13 protein-coding genes are annotated in these 15,695 nt (G+C 54.6%); 8 read left to right on the forward strand and 5 right to left on the reverse strand.

Going from position 1 to position 15,695, the window contains the following annotated elements; translation table 11 throughout:
• The first annotated feature begins 23 nt into the window (after positions 1–23).
• The 3 genes from gorA to AOY24_RS08940 all read left to right on the forward strand — a co-directional run bounded on the left by gorA (position 24) and on the right by AOY24_RS08940 (position 3,727).
• Positions 24–1,376, forward strand: coding sequence for a glutathione-disulfide reductase (gene gorA / locus AOY24_RS08930; RefSeq protein WP_054176503.1), 1,353 nt, complete (start codon positions 24–26; stop codon positions 1,374–1,376).
• 164 nt (positions 1,377–1,540) lie between these two features.
• The gene (locus AOY24_RS08935) at positions 1,541–1,792 is read left to right on the forward strand and encodes a hypothetical protein (protein WP_054176504.1); all 252 of its coding nucleotides are present in this window, start codon (positions 1,541–1,543) and stop codon (positions 1,790–1,792) included.
• A 285-nt stretch (positions 1,793–2,077) separates the two neighbouring features.
• A complete protein-coding gene (locus tag AOY24_RS08940; protein WP_042998531.1) occupies positions 2,078–3,727 on the forward strand; it encodes an alpha,alpha-trehalase in 1,650 nt (549 codons plus the stop codon).
• A 3-nt stretch (positions 3,728–3,730) separates the two neighbouring features.
• Here AOY24_RS08940 and AOY24_RS08945 read toward each other — a convergent pair whose 3' ends face one another.
• Positions 3,731–5,311 (reverse strand): STY4199 family HEPN domain-containing protein, encoded by a 1,581-nt coding sequence (locus AOY24_RS08945; RefSeq protein WP_054176505.1) that lies wholly within the window; start codon positions 5,309–5,311, stop codon positions 3,731–3,733.
• Between the two features lie 153 nt (positions 5,312–5,464).
• On the opposite strand from AOY24_RS08945, the gene AOY24_RS08950 reads away from it, so the two are divergent.
• The gene (locus AOY24_RS08950) at positions 5,465–6,013 is read left to right on the forward strand and encodes a GNAT family N-acetyltransferase (RefSeq protein WP_042998533.1); all 549 of its coding nucleotides are present in this window, start codon (positions 5,465–5,467) and stop codon (positions 6,011–6,013) included.
• A gap of 15 nt (positions 6,014–6,028) precedes the next feature.
• On the opposite strand, the gene AOY24_RS08955 is transcribed toward AOY24_RS08950, so the two are convergent.
• Complete coding sequence (locus tag AOY24_RS08955; protein ID WP_042998534.1) at positions 6,029–6,628, reverse strand: response regulator transcription factor; 600 nt, start codon at positions 6,626–6,628, stop codon at positions 6,029–6,031.
• Between the two features lie 359 nt (positions 6,629–6,987).
• Complete coding sequence (locus AOY24_RS08960) at positions 6,988–7,746, reverse strand: SDR family NAD(P)-dependent oxidoreductase (protein WP_054176506.1); 759 nt, start codon at positions 7,744–7,746, stop codon at positions 6,988–6,990.
• Between the two features lie 119 nt (positions 7,747–7,865).
• Here AOY24_RS08960 and AOY24_RS08965 point away from each other — a divergent pair, with 119 nt between their 5' ends.
• From AOY24_RS08965 to AOY24_RS08975, 3 genes are all read left to right on the forward strand, one after another.
• On the forward strand, positions 7,866–8,765 hold the full coding sequence (locus AOY24_RS08965; protein ID WP_054176507.1) for a LysR family transcriptional regulator: 900 nt from the start codon (positions 7,866–7,868) through the stop codon (positions 8,763–8,765).
• 47 nt (positions 8,766–8,812) lie between these two features.
• A complete protein-coding gene (gene yhjD, locus AOY24_RS08970; RefSeq protein ID WP_044253716.1) occupies positions 8,813–9,841 on the forward strand; it encodes an inner membrane protein YhjD in 1,029 nt (342 codons plus the stop codon).
• 353 nt (positions 9,842–10,194) lie between these two features.
• Positions 10,195–11,517 (forward strand): MFS transporter, encoded by a 1,323-nt coding sequence (locus AOY24_RS08975; RefSeq protein WP_054176508.1) that lies wholly within the window; start codon positions 10,195–10,197, stop codon positions 11,515–11,517.
• A gap of 45 nt (positions 11,518–11,562) precedes the next feature.
• On the opposite strand, the gene AOY24_RS08980 is transcribed toward AOY24_RS08975, so the two are convergent.
• The gene (locus AOY24_RS08980; protein ID WP_042998539.1) at positions 11,563–13,623 is read right to left on the reverse strand and encodes an AsmA family protein; all 2,061 of its coding nucleotides are present in this window, start codon (positions 13,621–13,623) and stop codon (positions 11,563–11,565) included.
• Positions 13,624–13,700: 77 nt separating this feature from the next.
• Positions 13,701–14,468 (reverse strand): cyclic-guanylate-specific phosphodiesterase, encoded by a 768-nt coding sequence (gene pdeH, locus AOY24_RS08985; protein WP_042998540.1) that lies wholly within the window; start codon positions 14,466–14,468, stop codon positions 13,701–13,703.
• A 232-nt stretch (positions 14,469–14,700) separates the two neighbouring features.
• On the opposite strand from pdeH, the gene AOY24_RS08990 reads away from it, so the two are divergent.
• Positions 14,701–15,630 (forward strand): sugar kinase, encoded by a 930-nt coding sequence (locus AOY24_RS08990; RefSeq protein ID WP_044253719.1) that lies wholly within the window; start codon positions 14,701–14,703, stop codon positions 15,628–15,630.
• Positions 15,631–15,695 lie beyond the last annotated feature (65 nt).

Raw genomic sequence — 15,695 nt, forward strand, 5'->3', positions numbered from 1 at the left:
ATCAGAACGTAAGGAAAAGACGCATGAGCAAGCATTATGACTACATCGCCATCGGCGGTGGCAGCGGCGGTATCGCCTCGATTAACCGTGCAGCCATGTACGGCCAGAAGTGTGCGCTGATTGAAGCCAAAGCGCTGGGCGGCACCTGCGTTAACGTCGGGTGCGTCCCGAAAAAAGTAATGTGGCATGCTGCGCAGATCCGTGAAGCGATCCACCTGTATGGTCCGGACTACGGGTTTGACACCACGATCAATAAATTCAACTGGGATACGCTGATTGCCAGCCGTACTGCCTATATCGACCGCATTCACACCTCGTATGACAACGTGCTGGGTAAAAATAACGTTGATGTGATCAAAGGTTTTGCCCGCTTCGTCGATGCCAAAACCATTGAAGTCAACGGTGAAACAATTACTGCCGATCACATTCTCATCGCCACGGGGGGTCGTCCGAGCCACCCGGATATTCCGGGCGTGGAATACGGTATCGACTCCGATGGTTTCTTTGAACTGCCGGCCCTGCCGGAGCGCGTCGCGGTTGTCGGTGCCGGTTATATCGCCGTTGAACTGGCGGGCGTGATTAACGGTCTGGGTGCCAAAACCCATCTGTTCGTGCGTAAGCATGCGCCACTGCGCAGTTTTGACCCGATGATTACCGAAACGCTGGTGGAAGTGATGAATGCCGAAGGCCCGACGCTTCACACCCACGCCATTCCGAAAGCGGTCGTGAAAAACGCCGACGGTAGCCTGACGCTTGAACTGGAAGACGGTCGCAGTGAAACGGTCGATTGCCTGATTTGGGCGATTGGTCGTGAACCGGCAACCGATAATTTCAACCTGGCAGCGACCGGCGTAAAAACCAACGACAAAGGGTATATCGTCGTCGATAAATACCAGAATACCAGCGTGGACGGGATTTATGCGGTCGGAGATAACACCGGCGCTGTCGAGCTGACGCCAGTTGCTGTTGCGGCAGGTCGCCGTCTTTCTGAGCGCCTGTTTAACAACAAGCCGGACGAGCATCTGGACTACAGCAATATTCCTACCGTGGTCTTCAGCCACCCGCCGATTGGCACCGTAGGTCTGACCGAACCGCAGGCGCGCGAGCAGTATGGCGATGCGCAGGTGAAAGTGTATAAATCTTCGTTTACTGCAATGTATACCGCGGTAACCTCACACCGCCAGCCGTGCCGCATGAAGTTAGTCTGCGTCGGCCCGGAAGAGAAAATCGTCGGCATCCACGGTATCGGCTTTGGCATGGATGAAATGTTGCAGGGCTTTGCAGTAACGCTGAAAATGGGCGCCACCAAGAAAGACTTCGACAACACCGTGGCCATTCACCCGACGGCAGCGGAAGAGTTTGTGACCATGCGTTAATGTTCCTGACCCCGTGATTTCACGGGGTTTTTTCTGCAATTTAAAAATGGACAATTTAGTTCCTCCTCATAACACGACTTTCCCCCGGGTATAAATTAAAATCCGCAGCAATACTTGCCGCGCTAATAGTATCTAATGCTATTTATTTTAAGAGGTTTTACCCGATGAGAAAGACATTACTTCCTGCTTTAATTGCCGTCGTTTTATTCCCGGTTGTGACACTCCCGGCGCATGCCACCGCGCGGGCTGAAAAACGTCAGGACGCCCGTGAGATCCGCCAGGATGCCCGTCAGGACGGTCGTGAAACAAAACGGGAATGTGTCCGGAATAACGATGAAAGTAATTCCCAGTGCCGCCAGGATAAACGTGAAAACCGCCGCGAAGGGCGTCGTGACGCGCGTGATGAGAAATGGTAATCCCCGTATTCAGCGGGGTAGGAAACCTTATCCAGGCGACGTCCCGACAATATTCACAATTCGTTTCATTCGAATGTTCCGAAAATAGGGATTCGCCAGTCGACACGTAATAAAAATTATCACCGATTATCAATGTATTGTGCTTTTTTCCCGGTTTGCGGCGATTGTGTAAACGTGATCTGCCGCACACTTTGCACCGCACACACCGAAGCGAATGTCTACGCTTAAAAGACAGCCGGGCAACACCCGTATCCTTTACGACGCCATCCGGAGGTCTTTCTCATTATGATCAACCAGAAACTGCAACACGCCCCGTCAGAGGAAATCACGATCGACGTCGATCTTTTCTACGAAACGGATCCGTGCGAGTTAAAACTGGATGAGATGATTGAAGCAGAACCGGAACCTGAGATGATTGAGGGGCTCCCCGCCTCTGACGCCCTGACACCAGCCGATCGCTATCTTGAACTGTTCGAGCATGTACAATCCTCGAAAATTTTTGCCGACAGCAAAACGTTTCCTGACTGTGCGCCGAAAATGGATCCGCTCGATATTCTGATTCGCTACCGCAAAGTCCGTCGTCATCGGGATTTCGATTTACGCCGCTTTGTCGAAAATCACTTCTGGCTGCCTGAAGTCTTCGACAGCGCGTATGTTTCCAACCCGGAAAATTCGCTGAAAGAGCATATTGACCAGTTGTGGCCGGTACTCACCCGCGAGCCGCAGGATCATATTCCGTGGTCATCGCTGCTGGCGCTACCGCAATCCTATATCGTGCCAGGTGGTCGATTCAGCGAAACCTACTACTGGGATTCCTATTTCACCATGCTGGGTCTGGCGGAAAGCGGTCGCGAAGACCTGCTGAAATGTATGGCAGATAACTTTGCGTGGATGATTGAAAACTACGGCCATATTCCGAACGGCAACCGTACTTATTACCTCAGCCGCTCGCAGCCGCCGGTGTTTGCGCTGATGGTCGAACTGTTCGAAGAGGACGGCGTTCGCGGCGCACGGCGCTACCTCGACCATCTGAAGATGGAGTATGCCTTCTGGATGGACGGCGCAGAGTCGCTGGTGCTCAACCAGGCATATCGCCATGCCGTCAGGATGCCGGACGGTTCACTGCTCAACCGCTACTGGGATGACCGCGACACGCCGCGCGATGAATCATGGCTGGAAGATGTGGAAACTGCCAAACATTCTGGTCGTCCGCCGAACGAGGTGTACCGCGATCTGCGCGCCGGTGCGGCATCGGGCTGGGACTATTCTTCCCGCTGGCTACGTGACCCCACACGACTGGCGAGCATTCGCACCACGCAGTTTATCCCTATCGATCTCAACGCCTTTCTGTTCAAACTGGAGAGCACCATCGCCAATATTTCAGCGCTAAAAGGCGAACGTGACGTTGAGGCACTGTTCCGCCAGAAGGCGAGCAATCGACGGGCTGCCGTCAACCGCTATCTGTGGGATGAGGAAAATGGCTGCTTTCGCGACTATGACTGGCGGCGGGAGCAAATGGCGCTGTTCTCTGCCGCCAGCATTGTCCCGCTTTACGTCGGGATGGCGACCCATGAACAGGCCGATCGGCTGGGGGATACCGTGCGTGCTCGCCTGTTGACGCCCGGCGGCATTATGGCCTCCGAGTACGAAACCGGCGAGCAGTGGGATAAACCCAACGGTTGGGCGCCGCTACAATGGATGGCAATTCAGGGTTTTAAGATGTACGGCGATGATGCGCTGGGAGACGAAATCGCCCATAGCTGGCTGCAGACGGTGAATCAGTTTTATCAGCAACATCATAAGCTTATTGAGAAATACCATATCGCCAGCGGCACCCCGCGCGAAGGGGGCGGCGGCGAATATCCGTTGCAGGATGGCTTTGGCTGGACCAACGGCGTCGCACGGCGCCTGATTGGGCTGTATGGAGAACCATAACGGTTACTCTATCACGTCAAAAATGGCGCGCTGAATCTTCAGCCATTTCTCGTTATCCGCGCTGGGATCGGCGCGGAAACGCCGCTCTGCCTGCCCGGTATCATGCTGCTGTCGCGCTATCACCGCAGGCACTGTGCAGAAACGCTTCAGATAAGCTTTGTGTTCGCCCGTCAGCGGCGCACCACCGGACATGGCGTGACCCAACGTATTGATAAAGCGTCGACACGGTTTGCTTTCATCCATCTGCGAAGGGTAGCGCAACAGTAACTCGAGGACATCGGTATTGTTGCGGGCAAACGCCGTTTCGGTCCACGAGACCTGCCAGTTCATACCGCCCTGCAAAAAAAGCGCGGTGATCCGGGTGTCATTGCGATCGATCGCCGCACGCATGTTAAACACATCCCAGGTGATCCCCATCTGCGTCACCATTTCGCGTGCGGAAGGCAATTCGCGCTTGGGCTCTGCCTGGGTGATCTTGATGTTCGGCGCGGGCGCGGGCGGTTGCGAACTCACTAACCACGCTCCACCGCCCAGGATGGCGATCACCATGAGCCCCACCGCGCCCCAGAGCACGCCAGTGATCAGTTGTTCACGTTCTTCCGCCGTGCGCAGCGAACGCTTGCGCAGGGGTTCAATGGATTCGCCAATTTCCTCGGTATCGCCTCCCGCCTGACGGTCCTTTTTCCGCGCCTCCTCCCAAAACTGCGCCAGTTGCCCCTCTTCCACAATCATTAACGCCGCCGGATTAATGCGGGCGCGCCCTTGCTCATAGGCCCGCTGGACAGGACGGACAATATGCTGAAACTGGCAGGAGAGTAACGTCAACTGTGCCGAAGACAGCGGCTCCCCGGCCAGCACCGTGTTACGCGCCTGGCGACAGTCATCGAGAAACACCCGCAGCGTCAGGCGCGGTTCAACAAACAGGTTCAGCACTGACGCATCGTTAAAGATGCCGGAATAGTGGCGGGTGAAGGTCTTTTTATCGACAATCATCAGCGCCAGCTCGCTAAAACGCATCCCATTCAGCGGATCCTGGCGTTCACCCAGCTTAATCCAGCGTCTGAGCTTATCCGCGCCAAAGTTGTCTTTGAGGTAATTATTGAGCTGCGTTTTATCCGGCCACATCTGCGAGATAAGCGCAGTCAGGGTTAACTCAATCGTGCGTAACTGCCGTTCTGCGCGTACTTGCTGACTGTGGTCGGCCTCTTCAATGTCCGTTTTAAAATTGAGTAACGATTGATGATGGCGCAGCAATTCCAGCGACCTGACCACGCGCAGGGCGGCAATCAGTTGGTTCTCACTGACCTCCTGCCCGCTGTCATATTGCGGTACGCACTGCTGGAGATGGCGCAGTTGCAGCGTGAACTGGCTCAGTTGCGCGTCGTTGAGATGCAAACGCCGGGCGACCTGGCTCCAGCCGCCCAGGTTCAGCCGGGCTTGATCCAGGTGTTCCAGAAACCATCGCGGATCTTTGCCGTCAGAGGCATGCACCCCCAGCATCAGCAGGATCTCCACCGAAGCCTGGCGGATAATCCCCAGACAGTGTTCAAAGGTGGTGCGTGTCGTCAAAACGCTAATCGTCATTCTCTTCCTTCGCTAAAAGCGCCCCCATACGGAGACCATTAATTTTGCTTTAGTTCTTTGTTTTAATTATTAGTTTTTATAGATATAACAAGTTCAATAATTAATACAGTGACCGCTACGTGAACATTGAGAAATATCCCAGGAGATAGCCCTGTGCCCATACTGAAAACAGCCCGCCTGACCTGTCGCCCGATAACCTCTGCCGACTGGCCCTTTTTTCTCGCGCTGCAGCAGGATCCGGACGTGATGCGTCATGTGGCCGACGCGCGAAGTGAGCGCGACATTCGGGAAGCGTTCGATTCTCGCTTACCGACATGGTGTCCAGGAGACTCTCACTGGCTGTGTTTGCTCCTGTGCGATAACGAAAGCCACAAGCCGCTCGGGGTGACGGGCTATATTCATCGAGGGGAAGTCTGTGCTGAGGTCGGGTTCTTGTTGACGCCCGGCGCGCAGGGAAAGGGATACGGGACAGAATCACTACGCGCCGTCTGCGATTACGCATTTACCACCGGCGGTCTGCGCCGTCTGACCGCTTGTGTCACTGAAGGTAATCAGGCTTCCCGGCATGTGCTGGAGAAAGTGGGATTTATACTGGAAGGGACGCTCAGGGAGAGTTACTGGCTACAACAGCGCTGGCAGAATGATTGGCTGCTGGGGTTATTAAAACAGGAATATATTACGACCGCAGGATCCCGGTCGTAATATCACTGCAGGGTATTAAGGCTGAACCAACAGCATCGCCGCCTGGGTGCGATTTTTAACATCCAGTCGGCGGTAGAGTGATTCAAGATGCGCTTTCACCGTTCCGGTACTGATATTTAACGCCCGGCCAATTTCCTTATTTGACTCGCCTGATGCCAGCATCGTCAAAATTTCCCTCTGCCGGGCGCTTAATGCATGAATATCACGATATTCCGCAGCCGGAGTCGTTAGCCATTCGCCAGGTAAAAACATCATCCCCATCGCAACGCTATTGATCGCCAGTACAAATTTTTCCGGTTCAGAATCGCGGGAAATAATCGCGAGCACATTATATTGCGTCAGTTCCTGTAATCCTTTTTTCGCGCAGTCCGTCGCGATAATTAAGGTTTTGACGAGGGGGAACTGTTGCACCGTTTTTTGCAGGATCCAACGGCAAAACTCACCATCAAGATCGCCATCCAGCATGAGCAGGGCTTCCGGGTTTTCTTCCAGTTTATACCAGAGTTCATCGGCCTGACTGACACCCTGAATACTCACTCCTGGAATTCGTTGCTGTAAACTGATTTTCATTCCATGAATAAATATTGACTGCCTGTCAAACATGATGATTTGCATTACTCTCTCCACCGTTTCCGATAATAACATTAAGGAGGGGAAGGGTATTACCCGATGGGTAAAATAAACATTCGCCATTTGGCGGGGGGCCATTTTACAGATATCACGTCGGGAGAGAAGTAAAAAAACATTTTTTTACAGCTGAAACACGAGAATTACATCCGGGGATAAAAAACGGGCAATGACTTAAGGAATTCCTTATATTTTACCCCCCCATTATCTTAATTGAAAATTAAATCTCAGTGAGAATAACGAACGCGCAGGAGAAAAGAAATTATCGCCTGCGCGAAATTATGTTACAGAATTAAAATTCGCATTTCATGATCATTCATCGCACGTAAAGGCTCGCTGAATTCAGCTTACAGGAACATCCCGCCCGAGACTTCAATACGCTGCGCCGTCATCCATGCCAGTTCGTCGCTGAGTAACGCCGCAATCGCATCGCCAATATCATCGGGCAAACCGGCGCGGCCCAGCGCCGTCTGCGAAGCCACATACGCATTCAGTTCTTTATTATCCCGCAGATGGCCACCGCCAAAATCGGTCTCAATGGCGCCGGGCGCAATGGCATTCACCGAGATCCCACGCGCACCCAGTTCTTTCGCCTGGTAGCGCGTCAGCACTTCCATCGCCCCTTTCATTGACGCGTAGGCGGCATACCCCGGCAGGGCAAAACGCGCCAGCCCGGTTGAAACATTAAGAATACGTCCGCCCTCGTTAATCAACGGCAACAGGTGCTGCGTCAGGAAAAACGGACCTTTAAAATGGATGCGCATCAGTTCGTCGAACATCTCTTCTGAGGTATCAGCATACGGCGCGTATAACCCGATCCCGGCATTGTTCACTAAATAATCAAACGTCTCTCTGTTCCAGTGCGTTTGCAACTGCGTTTTCACCTCAGAGGCAAAAGCTGCAAAACTGGCACTATCACCGACATTCAATTGAATTGCCGCCGCTTTCCTGCCTGTTTGCTCAATTTCAGCGACGACATCCCGCGCCGCCTGCTGTTGACTGTGGTAAGTAAAGAGAATATCCGTTCCTTTGTCCGCCAGCTTAAGCGCGGCGTTTTTACCCAGCCCGCGGCTCCCGCCGGTCACCAATGCGATACGTTGCGTCATAAGAAACCTCATTTCAGCTGTTGTGTGGATTGAGGTAAAGCTTATTAGGTGATAGAAAAACAATAAATGTCGCTAATTGCGCATGACTGTTTCATCTGGAACAACAATAGGGCTACAGGATGGATAAAATTCATGCAATGCAGTTATTCATTCGTGTCGCAGAGCTGGAGAGTTTTTCTCGCGCAGCCGACACGCTCGGACTCCCGAAAGGTAGCGTATCGCGCCAGATTCAGGCGCTGGAAAACCATCTTAGCACCCAGCTTTTACACCGCACCACGCGGCGGGTACAACTGACGCAGGACGGCATGGTCTATTACGAACGGGCGAAAGATCTGTTGAGCAATCTGGATGAACTGGACGGTCTGTTTCAGCACGATCCCACCAGCATCAGCGGTAAGCTACGAGTCGATATGCCGGTTGGCGTCGCGCGAAATCTGGTGATCCCCCGCCTGCCCGCCTTTTTGCAGCAGTACCCTGGGATTGAACTGGAGCTCAGCAGCAGTGACCGACTGGTGGATTTGATCCGCGAAGGTTTTGACTGCGTGGTGCGCGTCGGCAAGCTGAAAGACTCGGGCCTGATCGCGCGTCCGCTGGGCATGCTTACCGTGATCAACTGCGCCAGCCAACAGTACCTGACGCGTTTTGGCTATCCGGAAAGCCTTGAAGACCTCGCCTCCCATGCGGTAGTACATTACTCGCAAAATCTGGGAACACGACCGCCAGGCTTTGAAATCGCCACCAGCAGCGGGACACAGTGGATAAAAACCGGCGGTACGCTAACGGTTAACAGCACCGAAACCTATCACGCCGCCTGTCTGGCTGGGCTGGGAATTATTCAGGTTCCGCGCGTCGGGGTTCGTGAGGCGTTACGCAATGGCACGCTCGTTGAGGTGCTGCCGCAATACCGCGCCTTGCCGATGCCGGTATCGCTGCTTTACCCACACCGGCGTAATCTTTCACGCCGTGTGCACCTGTTTATGGAGTGGCTGACCGGGGTAATGAAGGACTACGTGGACTGAGACGCTATACTGTCCAGAGAATTAACAAAAAAAGGACGCCTGACCTGATGATGCAGGATAACGACGTAAAACGCCCCACTCAGGAACTTGAACACGACCCGGTACGCAAAATCGACACGACCGGGGACGCCGAGCACGAGAAGAAAAGCACCGCCAGCGAGACGCTAAAAACGGTGACCACCACCGTCGAAAAAATCCAGCGCATTCCGGTGATTGCGCATCTGCTCCGCGCGGCTGAACGCTTTAACGATCGGTTAGGTAACCAGTTCGGCGCGGCCATTACCTACTTCTCGTTTTTGTCGATGATCCCCATCCTGATGGTGTCGTTTGCCGCCGCAGGCTTTATTCTTGCCTCGCATCCCACGCTGTTGCAGGACATCTTCACTAAAATCCTGATGAACGTCAGCGACCCGACGCTTGCCGCTACGCTGAAAAGCACCATCAATACGGCGGTACAGCAGCGTACCACCGTTGGTCTGGTCGGGTTAGGGATCGCCCTCTACTCCGGGATTAACTGGATGGGCAACCTGCGCGAGGCGATCCGCGCCCAGTCGCGGGACGTCTGGGAGCGCACGCCGCAGGATCAGGAAAAAATCTGGATCAAATATCTCCGCGATTTCATCTCACTGATTGGCCTGTTGATTGCACTGATTGTGACGCTGTCGATCACCTCGGTCGCCGGTTCGGCGCAACAGATGATTATCTCCGCCCTCTATCTCGACAGCATTGAGTGGCTAAAGCCCACCTGGCGGTTGATTGGCCTGGCGATCTCCATTTTTGCCAACTACCTGTTGTTCTTCTGGATTTTCTGGCGTCTGCCGCGTCATCGTCCACGTAAAAAGGCATTGATTCGCGGCACGCTGATTGCGGCGATTGGCTTTGAAGTCATTAAAATCATCATGACCTGGACGCTGCCGGCGCTGGTGAAATCGCCCTCTGGCGCGGCGTTTGGTTCCGTACTGGGACTGATGGCGTTCTTCTACTTTTTCGCACGTCTGACGCTGTTCTGCGCGGCGTGGATTGCAACCGCCGAATACAAAGACGATCCCCGGATGCCGGGCAAAACGCACCGTTGATGCGCGGTATTATGCCGGATGGCGCTGTGCTTATCCGGCCTCCCCTTGACCCGCTACCCAGGCCAGATAAGTGTCTTACGTCGCCAGCCGGCAATATGTTCAGGCACTTACTTCCGCCTCGCTCCGTTCATTTAGCACATAAATCCAGTCCTTAACTTTTATTTAACCAAAAACCAGTTTTATCCACTCATTTTTAAATTATGTGAAGCATTTCATGGACGAGAAATCGCAGGCGCAAACATTATCCGCTTTTTGCCTGATTTTTAACCATATCGAGCGATTGTTACAGATTGAAATGTCGCTTTTGCTGTGCGTAATATGGCCGTTCGTTCGCCAAAAAATAAGAAAATACTATGCAAGCAACCGCCACCACATTCGATAACGAACAGGAACATACTCCGGTCAATTCGCGCAATAAGGTCGTCGTCGCCTCGCTCATTGGCACCGCCATTGAGTTCTTCGACTTCTATATTTATGCGACCGCCGCCGTGATTGTCTTCCCGCACATCTTCTTCCCGCAGGGCGACCCGACAGCGGCAACGCTACAGTCGCTCGCCACGTTTGCCATCGCCTTTGTCGCGCGTCCAATTGGTTCCGCGCTCTTCGGCCACTTTGGCGATCGGGTAGGACGTAAAGTGACGCTGGTGGCGTCTTTGCTGACAATGGGGATCTCAACGGTGATCATCGGCCTGCTGCCAGGCTATGCCACCATTGGCATTTTCGCCCCACTTCTGCTGGCGCTGGCTCGTTTTGGGCAGGGGCTGGGACTGGGTGGTGAATGGGGCGGCGCGGCGCTGCTGGCGACAGAGAACGCCCCGCCGCGTAAGCGCGCGCTGTATGGCTCGTTCCCGCAACTGGGCGCACCGATTGGCTTTTTCTTTGCTAACGGCACCTTCCTGCTGCTCTCCTGGCTGCTGACGGATGAGCAGTTCATGAGCTGGGGCTGGCGCGTTCCGTTTATCTTCTCAGCGGTGCTGGTGATTATCGGCCTGTACGTCCGCGTTTCCCTGCATGAGACGCCGGTTTTCGCTAAAGTGGCCGCCGCGAAAAAACAGGTGAAAATCCCGCTGGGTACGTTGCTGACTAAACACGTTCGCGTGACCATCCTCGGCACGTTCATCATGCTGGCGACCTATACGCTGTTCTATATCATGACCGTGTATTCGATGACGTTCAGTACCGCCGCTGCGCCGGTCGGTCTGGGCCTGCCGCGTAACGACGTGTTGTGGATGCTGATGATGGCGGTGATTGGCTTTGGCGTGATGGTGCCGGTCGCCGGTCTGCTCGCAGACGCGTTTGGTCGCCGCAAGAGCATGGTCATCATCACCACAATGATTATCCTGTTCGCGCTGTTCGCCTTTAAACCGCTGCTGGGCTCCGGCAATCCGGCGCTGGTCTTCGCCTTCCTGCTGCTTGGACTGAGCCTGATGGGGCTGACGTTCGGGCCGATGGGCGCACTGTTGCCTGAGCTGTTCCCGACTGAAGTGCGTTACACCGGCGCATCGTTCTCCTATAACGTCTCTTCGATTCTCGGGGCATCCGTCGCACCGTATATCGCCGCGTGGTTGCAGTCCAATTATGGTCTTGCCGCCGTAGGAACCTACCTGGCATCGATGGCGGCATTAACCCTGATCGCGCTACTGTTAACTCACGAAACGCGTCATCAGTCGCTGTAATCTTTACATGCCGGGTAGTGGCGACGCCTTACCCGGCACTGCGCATCACTTCTTCAGCTGCGACAATATCGTCCGGCACTGGTTGGCGTCACCTTCTGACGGTGAAATCAGCGCCAGCAGCGCGGCGGCAGGCGTCACTAACGTCGCCAGCGCCGCGGCTACCGCGCCACGCGCAATCAACGGCCCGGCCTTTACCCCCGCCTGAGGGTTCTTAAACGTTCCGCGCACATACAACGGCGAACGCAAGGTAATAATGCGGATGCCTTTGCTCTCCGGGTCGATGGTCAAATCCAGCTGTTCGGAGGCAAAGCTCGCCGTCCCGGTGACGTTGATCAGCGCGTTTTCAGTGTCGAACGCGAAAATTTGTGGGCGCGCCACGCCGTTTACGATATCCAGATTCGCCGCCGCGCAGTTAACCCGCACTTCGTCATCGCCAAAGATCTGCCCGACGATGAAGTTCCCGACGTTCAGACCGACAATCTCCATCAGGTTGCGGCTAATCAGTCCGTCGTTCATCAGCAGTTTCAGGTTGCCGTTGCTGTTACCCAGCAGCGCCGCCACGGAATTCCCGGTCCCGCGAAATTCGGCGTCACCGCTCATCTCCCCCAGCGTTTTCTGCATCAGTTCAACGTCCGGCATCAGTTCTTTCAGTTTTAAACGCCGCGCCTGAATATCCGCACGCCCCTGCATTGGCTTTTTATCCCCTTCCAGATGGATATTCGCATTGATGCTGCCGCCCGCCAGACCAAACTTCAACGGTTGCAGACGCAGATCGGCATTCTGCAGAAGAATGTGGGTCGAGAGATCGCTGACAGGCAGGCTGCTGCCATGTTCAATACGCCGTCCTTTAAAGCGCACATCGGCATCCATCACGTTCCATTTGTCCGTTTCGAAGCGGTCATAAGGCAGTACTTTGTCCGCGGGTTGTACGCTCTTCTCGCCCTTTTTCTGTTCCGAACGCTGCGCTTTTTCTGTGCCTTTACCGGAATCGACGCCGATTAGCGGTCCTAAATCCGCCAGCCTGAGCTGGCGCGATTCCACCTCACCTTCCAGCTTCGGACGCGGTTTCCCTGTCGTATAGGTCAGCGAGCCGTGAATATCGCTGTCGCCGATCCGCCCATTGAACCCCCGGTAGTCAAACACCGATGATGCGTTGGTATCGATTTTCGCCACCAGCCGACCGTCCGTTTCGAACGGCGGCGTATCCGGCAGCAGCACTCCCGTCAGATCGTACAGCTCACCCAGGGAATCCCCGGAGAATTTCAGTTGCAGATCGACGCCGCCCATCTTCATTGGGTCCTTAACCACGCCCACCAGCGCCACCCGGGTATTGCCGGAACGGAAATCAGCCTGTACCGGAAACGCTGCCCCTTCGCTACGCAGCGCCAGCATGCCGCCCATTTTTCCCGTTCCGGTGAGCGGTTCGCCGTTGTATCGCCCCTGCGCCTTCAGACCAAATACGTAGTCTTCAACCTTCGCGTTATCGCCTTTCGCTTTATTTCCCGTGACTTCACTGAACGGCAACGGTTTGCCCAGCGGATCGACCAGGATCTCAATATCAGCTTTACTGACCTTATCGTCGATAGCGATCCGCCCCTGATCGAAGAGAATAGTGTCCAGCCGGAAGGACCAGTCAGATGGCTGCGCATTCGGGTCTTTGTTTTCGCTATTCGCGAGGTCGAAGGTCCAGTTATTGTTTTTCTCGGACAGGCGAATCAGCCGCGCATCGGGTTTCACCAGCTTGATCCACGGCAGCCAGACGGTTTTGCTTAACAACGCCAGCGGGGCGAGCGTCGCGTCGACGCGGGGAAGGTGCACCATCGTCACTTCAGGAATGTCGGGGGGATTGCCGAGGATAATATCTTCAGCATGTACGTGCGGCCACGGCACCCAACTGCGCCAGCCGGTCTCCTGCTTCTGGCGTTCCCAGACAACGCCTAAATCACCGCGAATAGCGAACGGTCGGTTAAGTTCGGTAGAGACTTTCTGGTTGATGGTCGGTTTGAGGCGGTTCCAGTCAAATGTCGCTATCAACACGATAACGACCACGATCAACAACAAGAAAGTCCCTGTGATCACTGCAGTTATTTTTCCGGCTTTGGTCATAGTTAGCATCCTCACGTCTTTCCTTGCCTGTCCTAAAGATAGTCCAGCCAGACGGAGTTAGCGGAAACTGCCGGTTTTTACAGTGACAGAATGACCTCATCGAGGCAGGCGAACGGGACCGGGCGCGACAGAAAATAGCCCTGTGCGGCAAAGGCTGGAGAACGTTGTACGTCGCGCCACTCTTCCAGCGTTTCCACCCCTTCAACGATCACGCCGCGGCAATAGCGGTTCATCAGTTGCAGCAGCATGGTGAAGAGATTGCGCCCCTCTGGCGTCTGGCGAAGCATCACGAACAGTTCGCGCGCGACTTTAATGTAGTCATAACGGACTTCATTCAGCGCAGAGAAATTCGCCATCCCGGTGCCGAAATCATCCAGCCACAGCGGACCAAATTCGCACATGCTGGCAAACGAGGATTCTTTTGGCAGATGGATATGTTCGACCAGCTCAAAACGCAGCCACGGCATCCGCTCAATCATCTGCACCATGTTGGGTTGCTGGCGCATGGCGAGGAGCGTCGGGCCATCGACATTCACAGAGGCCAGCAATTCATGACGCTGGAAAAAGTCGGTCTTCTGCTCCAGTAGCTGAAGTTGTTCTTTGACGATATCAATGCGATGGCGCACCGCCACCCCGGCAAAATAACGGTCAGGCGCGATACGTTGGGTTGGATTGTCCGGATGCGTCACCACCGTCAACAACTCAACGGCTAACAGGCGTCCGTCGGTCCGGTAAATCGGCTGATAAGTGTAAGCACGCTCGCACTGCAGCCAAAAGCGCCGATCCTGCAAGCTTTCAACGCTCGCCTCGGAATTGCTTCGCTGCTGGATAACCTGGTTTATCATCTCAGATGTCCCGTGATTAAGTGTGTTACTGCCCCGACTCGTCAAAGGTTATCGGCCTTCGGACGGAGAACTTTATGTTCAGCCTCGCGCAAAATCGAAAACGGTTTTGTAAAAATCAATGCAGAATACGGACTGGCTCAAAAAAAAATTTGGAACGTTGTTTTAATATGATTGACCACCTAACACCCACAGCGCACACTAACGCTAACTTTTTTTAAGCAGGTTCACGACTATGTCCAAAAAGATTGCCGTGATTGGCGAATGCATGATTGAGCTGTCACAGAAAGGCGCAGATGTTCAGCGCGGATTCGGTGGCGACACATTGAATACCTCCGTTTACATTGCCCGTCAGGTTGATGCTGCGGCGCTCTCCGTGCACTACGTCACGGCGCTGGGCACGGACAGTTTCAGCCAGCAGATGCTTGAGTCATGGCAAGGCGAAAACGTGGATACCTCGCTGACACAGCGCATGGAAAACCGTCTGCCTGGCCTCTACTACATCGAGACGGACAGCACCGGTGAGCGGACGTTCTATTACTGGCGCAACGAAGCAGCAGCGAAATTCTGGCTGGAGAGCGAACAGTCAGCGGCTATCTGCGAAGAGCTGGCGACCTTTGATTATCTCTACCTGAGCGGTATCAGCCTCGCGATCCTGAGCCCATCCAGCCGCGACAAACTGCTGTCGCTGCTGCGAGAATGCCGCGCCAACGGCGGGAAAGTGATTTTCGACAACAACTATCGTCCGCGCCTGTGGGCCAGCAAAGAAGAGACCCGGCAGGTGTATCAGAAGATGCTGGAATGCACTGATATTGCCTTCCTGACGCTGGACGACGAAGATTTGCTCTGGGGCGTGAAGCCGGTTGAAGAGGTGATCGCCCGGACGCATGCCGCGGGTGTGCAGGAAGTGGTGGTGAAACGCGGTGCGGATTCGTGCCTGGTGTCTGTCGACGGTAACGTACCGATCGACGTTCCTGCGGTGAAACTGCCGAAAGAAAAAGTGATCGATACCACCGCCGCTGGCGACTCGTTCAGCGCCGGGTATCTGGCCGTTCGCCTGACCGGCGGCGATGCAGTTAACGCTGCCAAACGAGGCCACCTGACCGCCAGCACCGTTATTCAGCATCGCGGGGCGATTATCCCACGCGACGCCATGCCGCAGTAAGACCAACGCCGCAGGCGCGGCGTAAACGCCTTATCCGGCCCGGGAAACGCGTTCTTCCAGGCCGG

It is taken from the genome of Citrobacter sp. CtB7.12 (assembly GCF_001297795.1).
GTDB lineage: Bacteria > Pseudomonadota > Gammaproteobacteria > Enterobacterales > Enterobacteriaceae > Citrobacter_A > Citrobacter_A amalonaticus.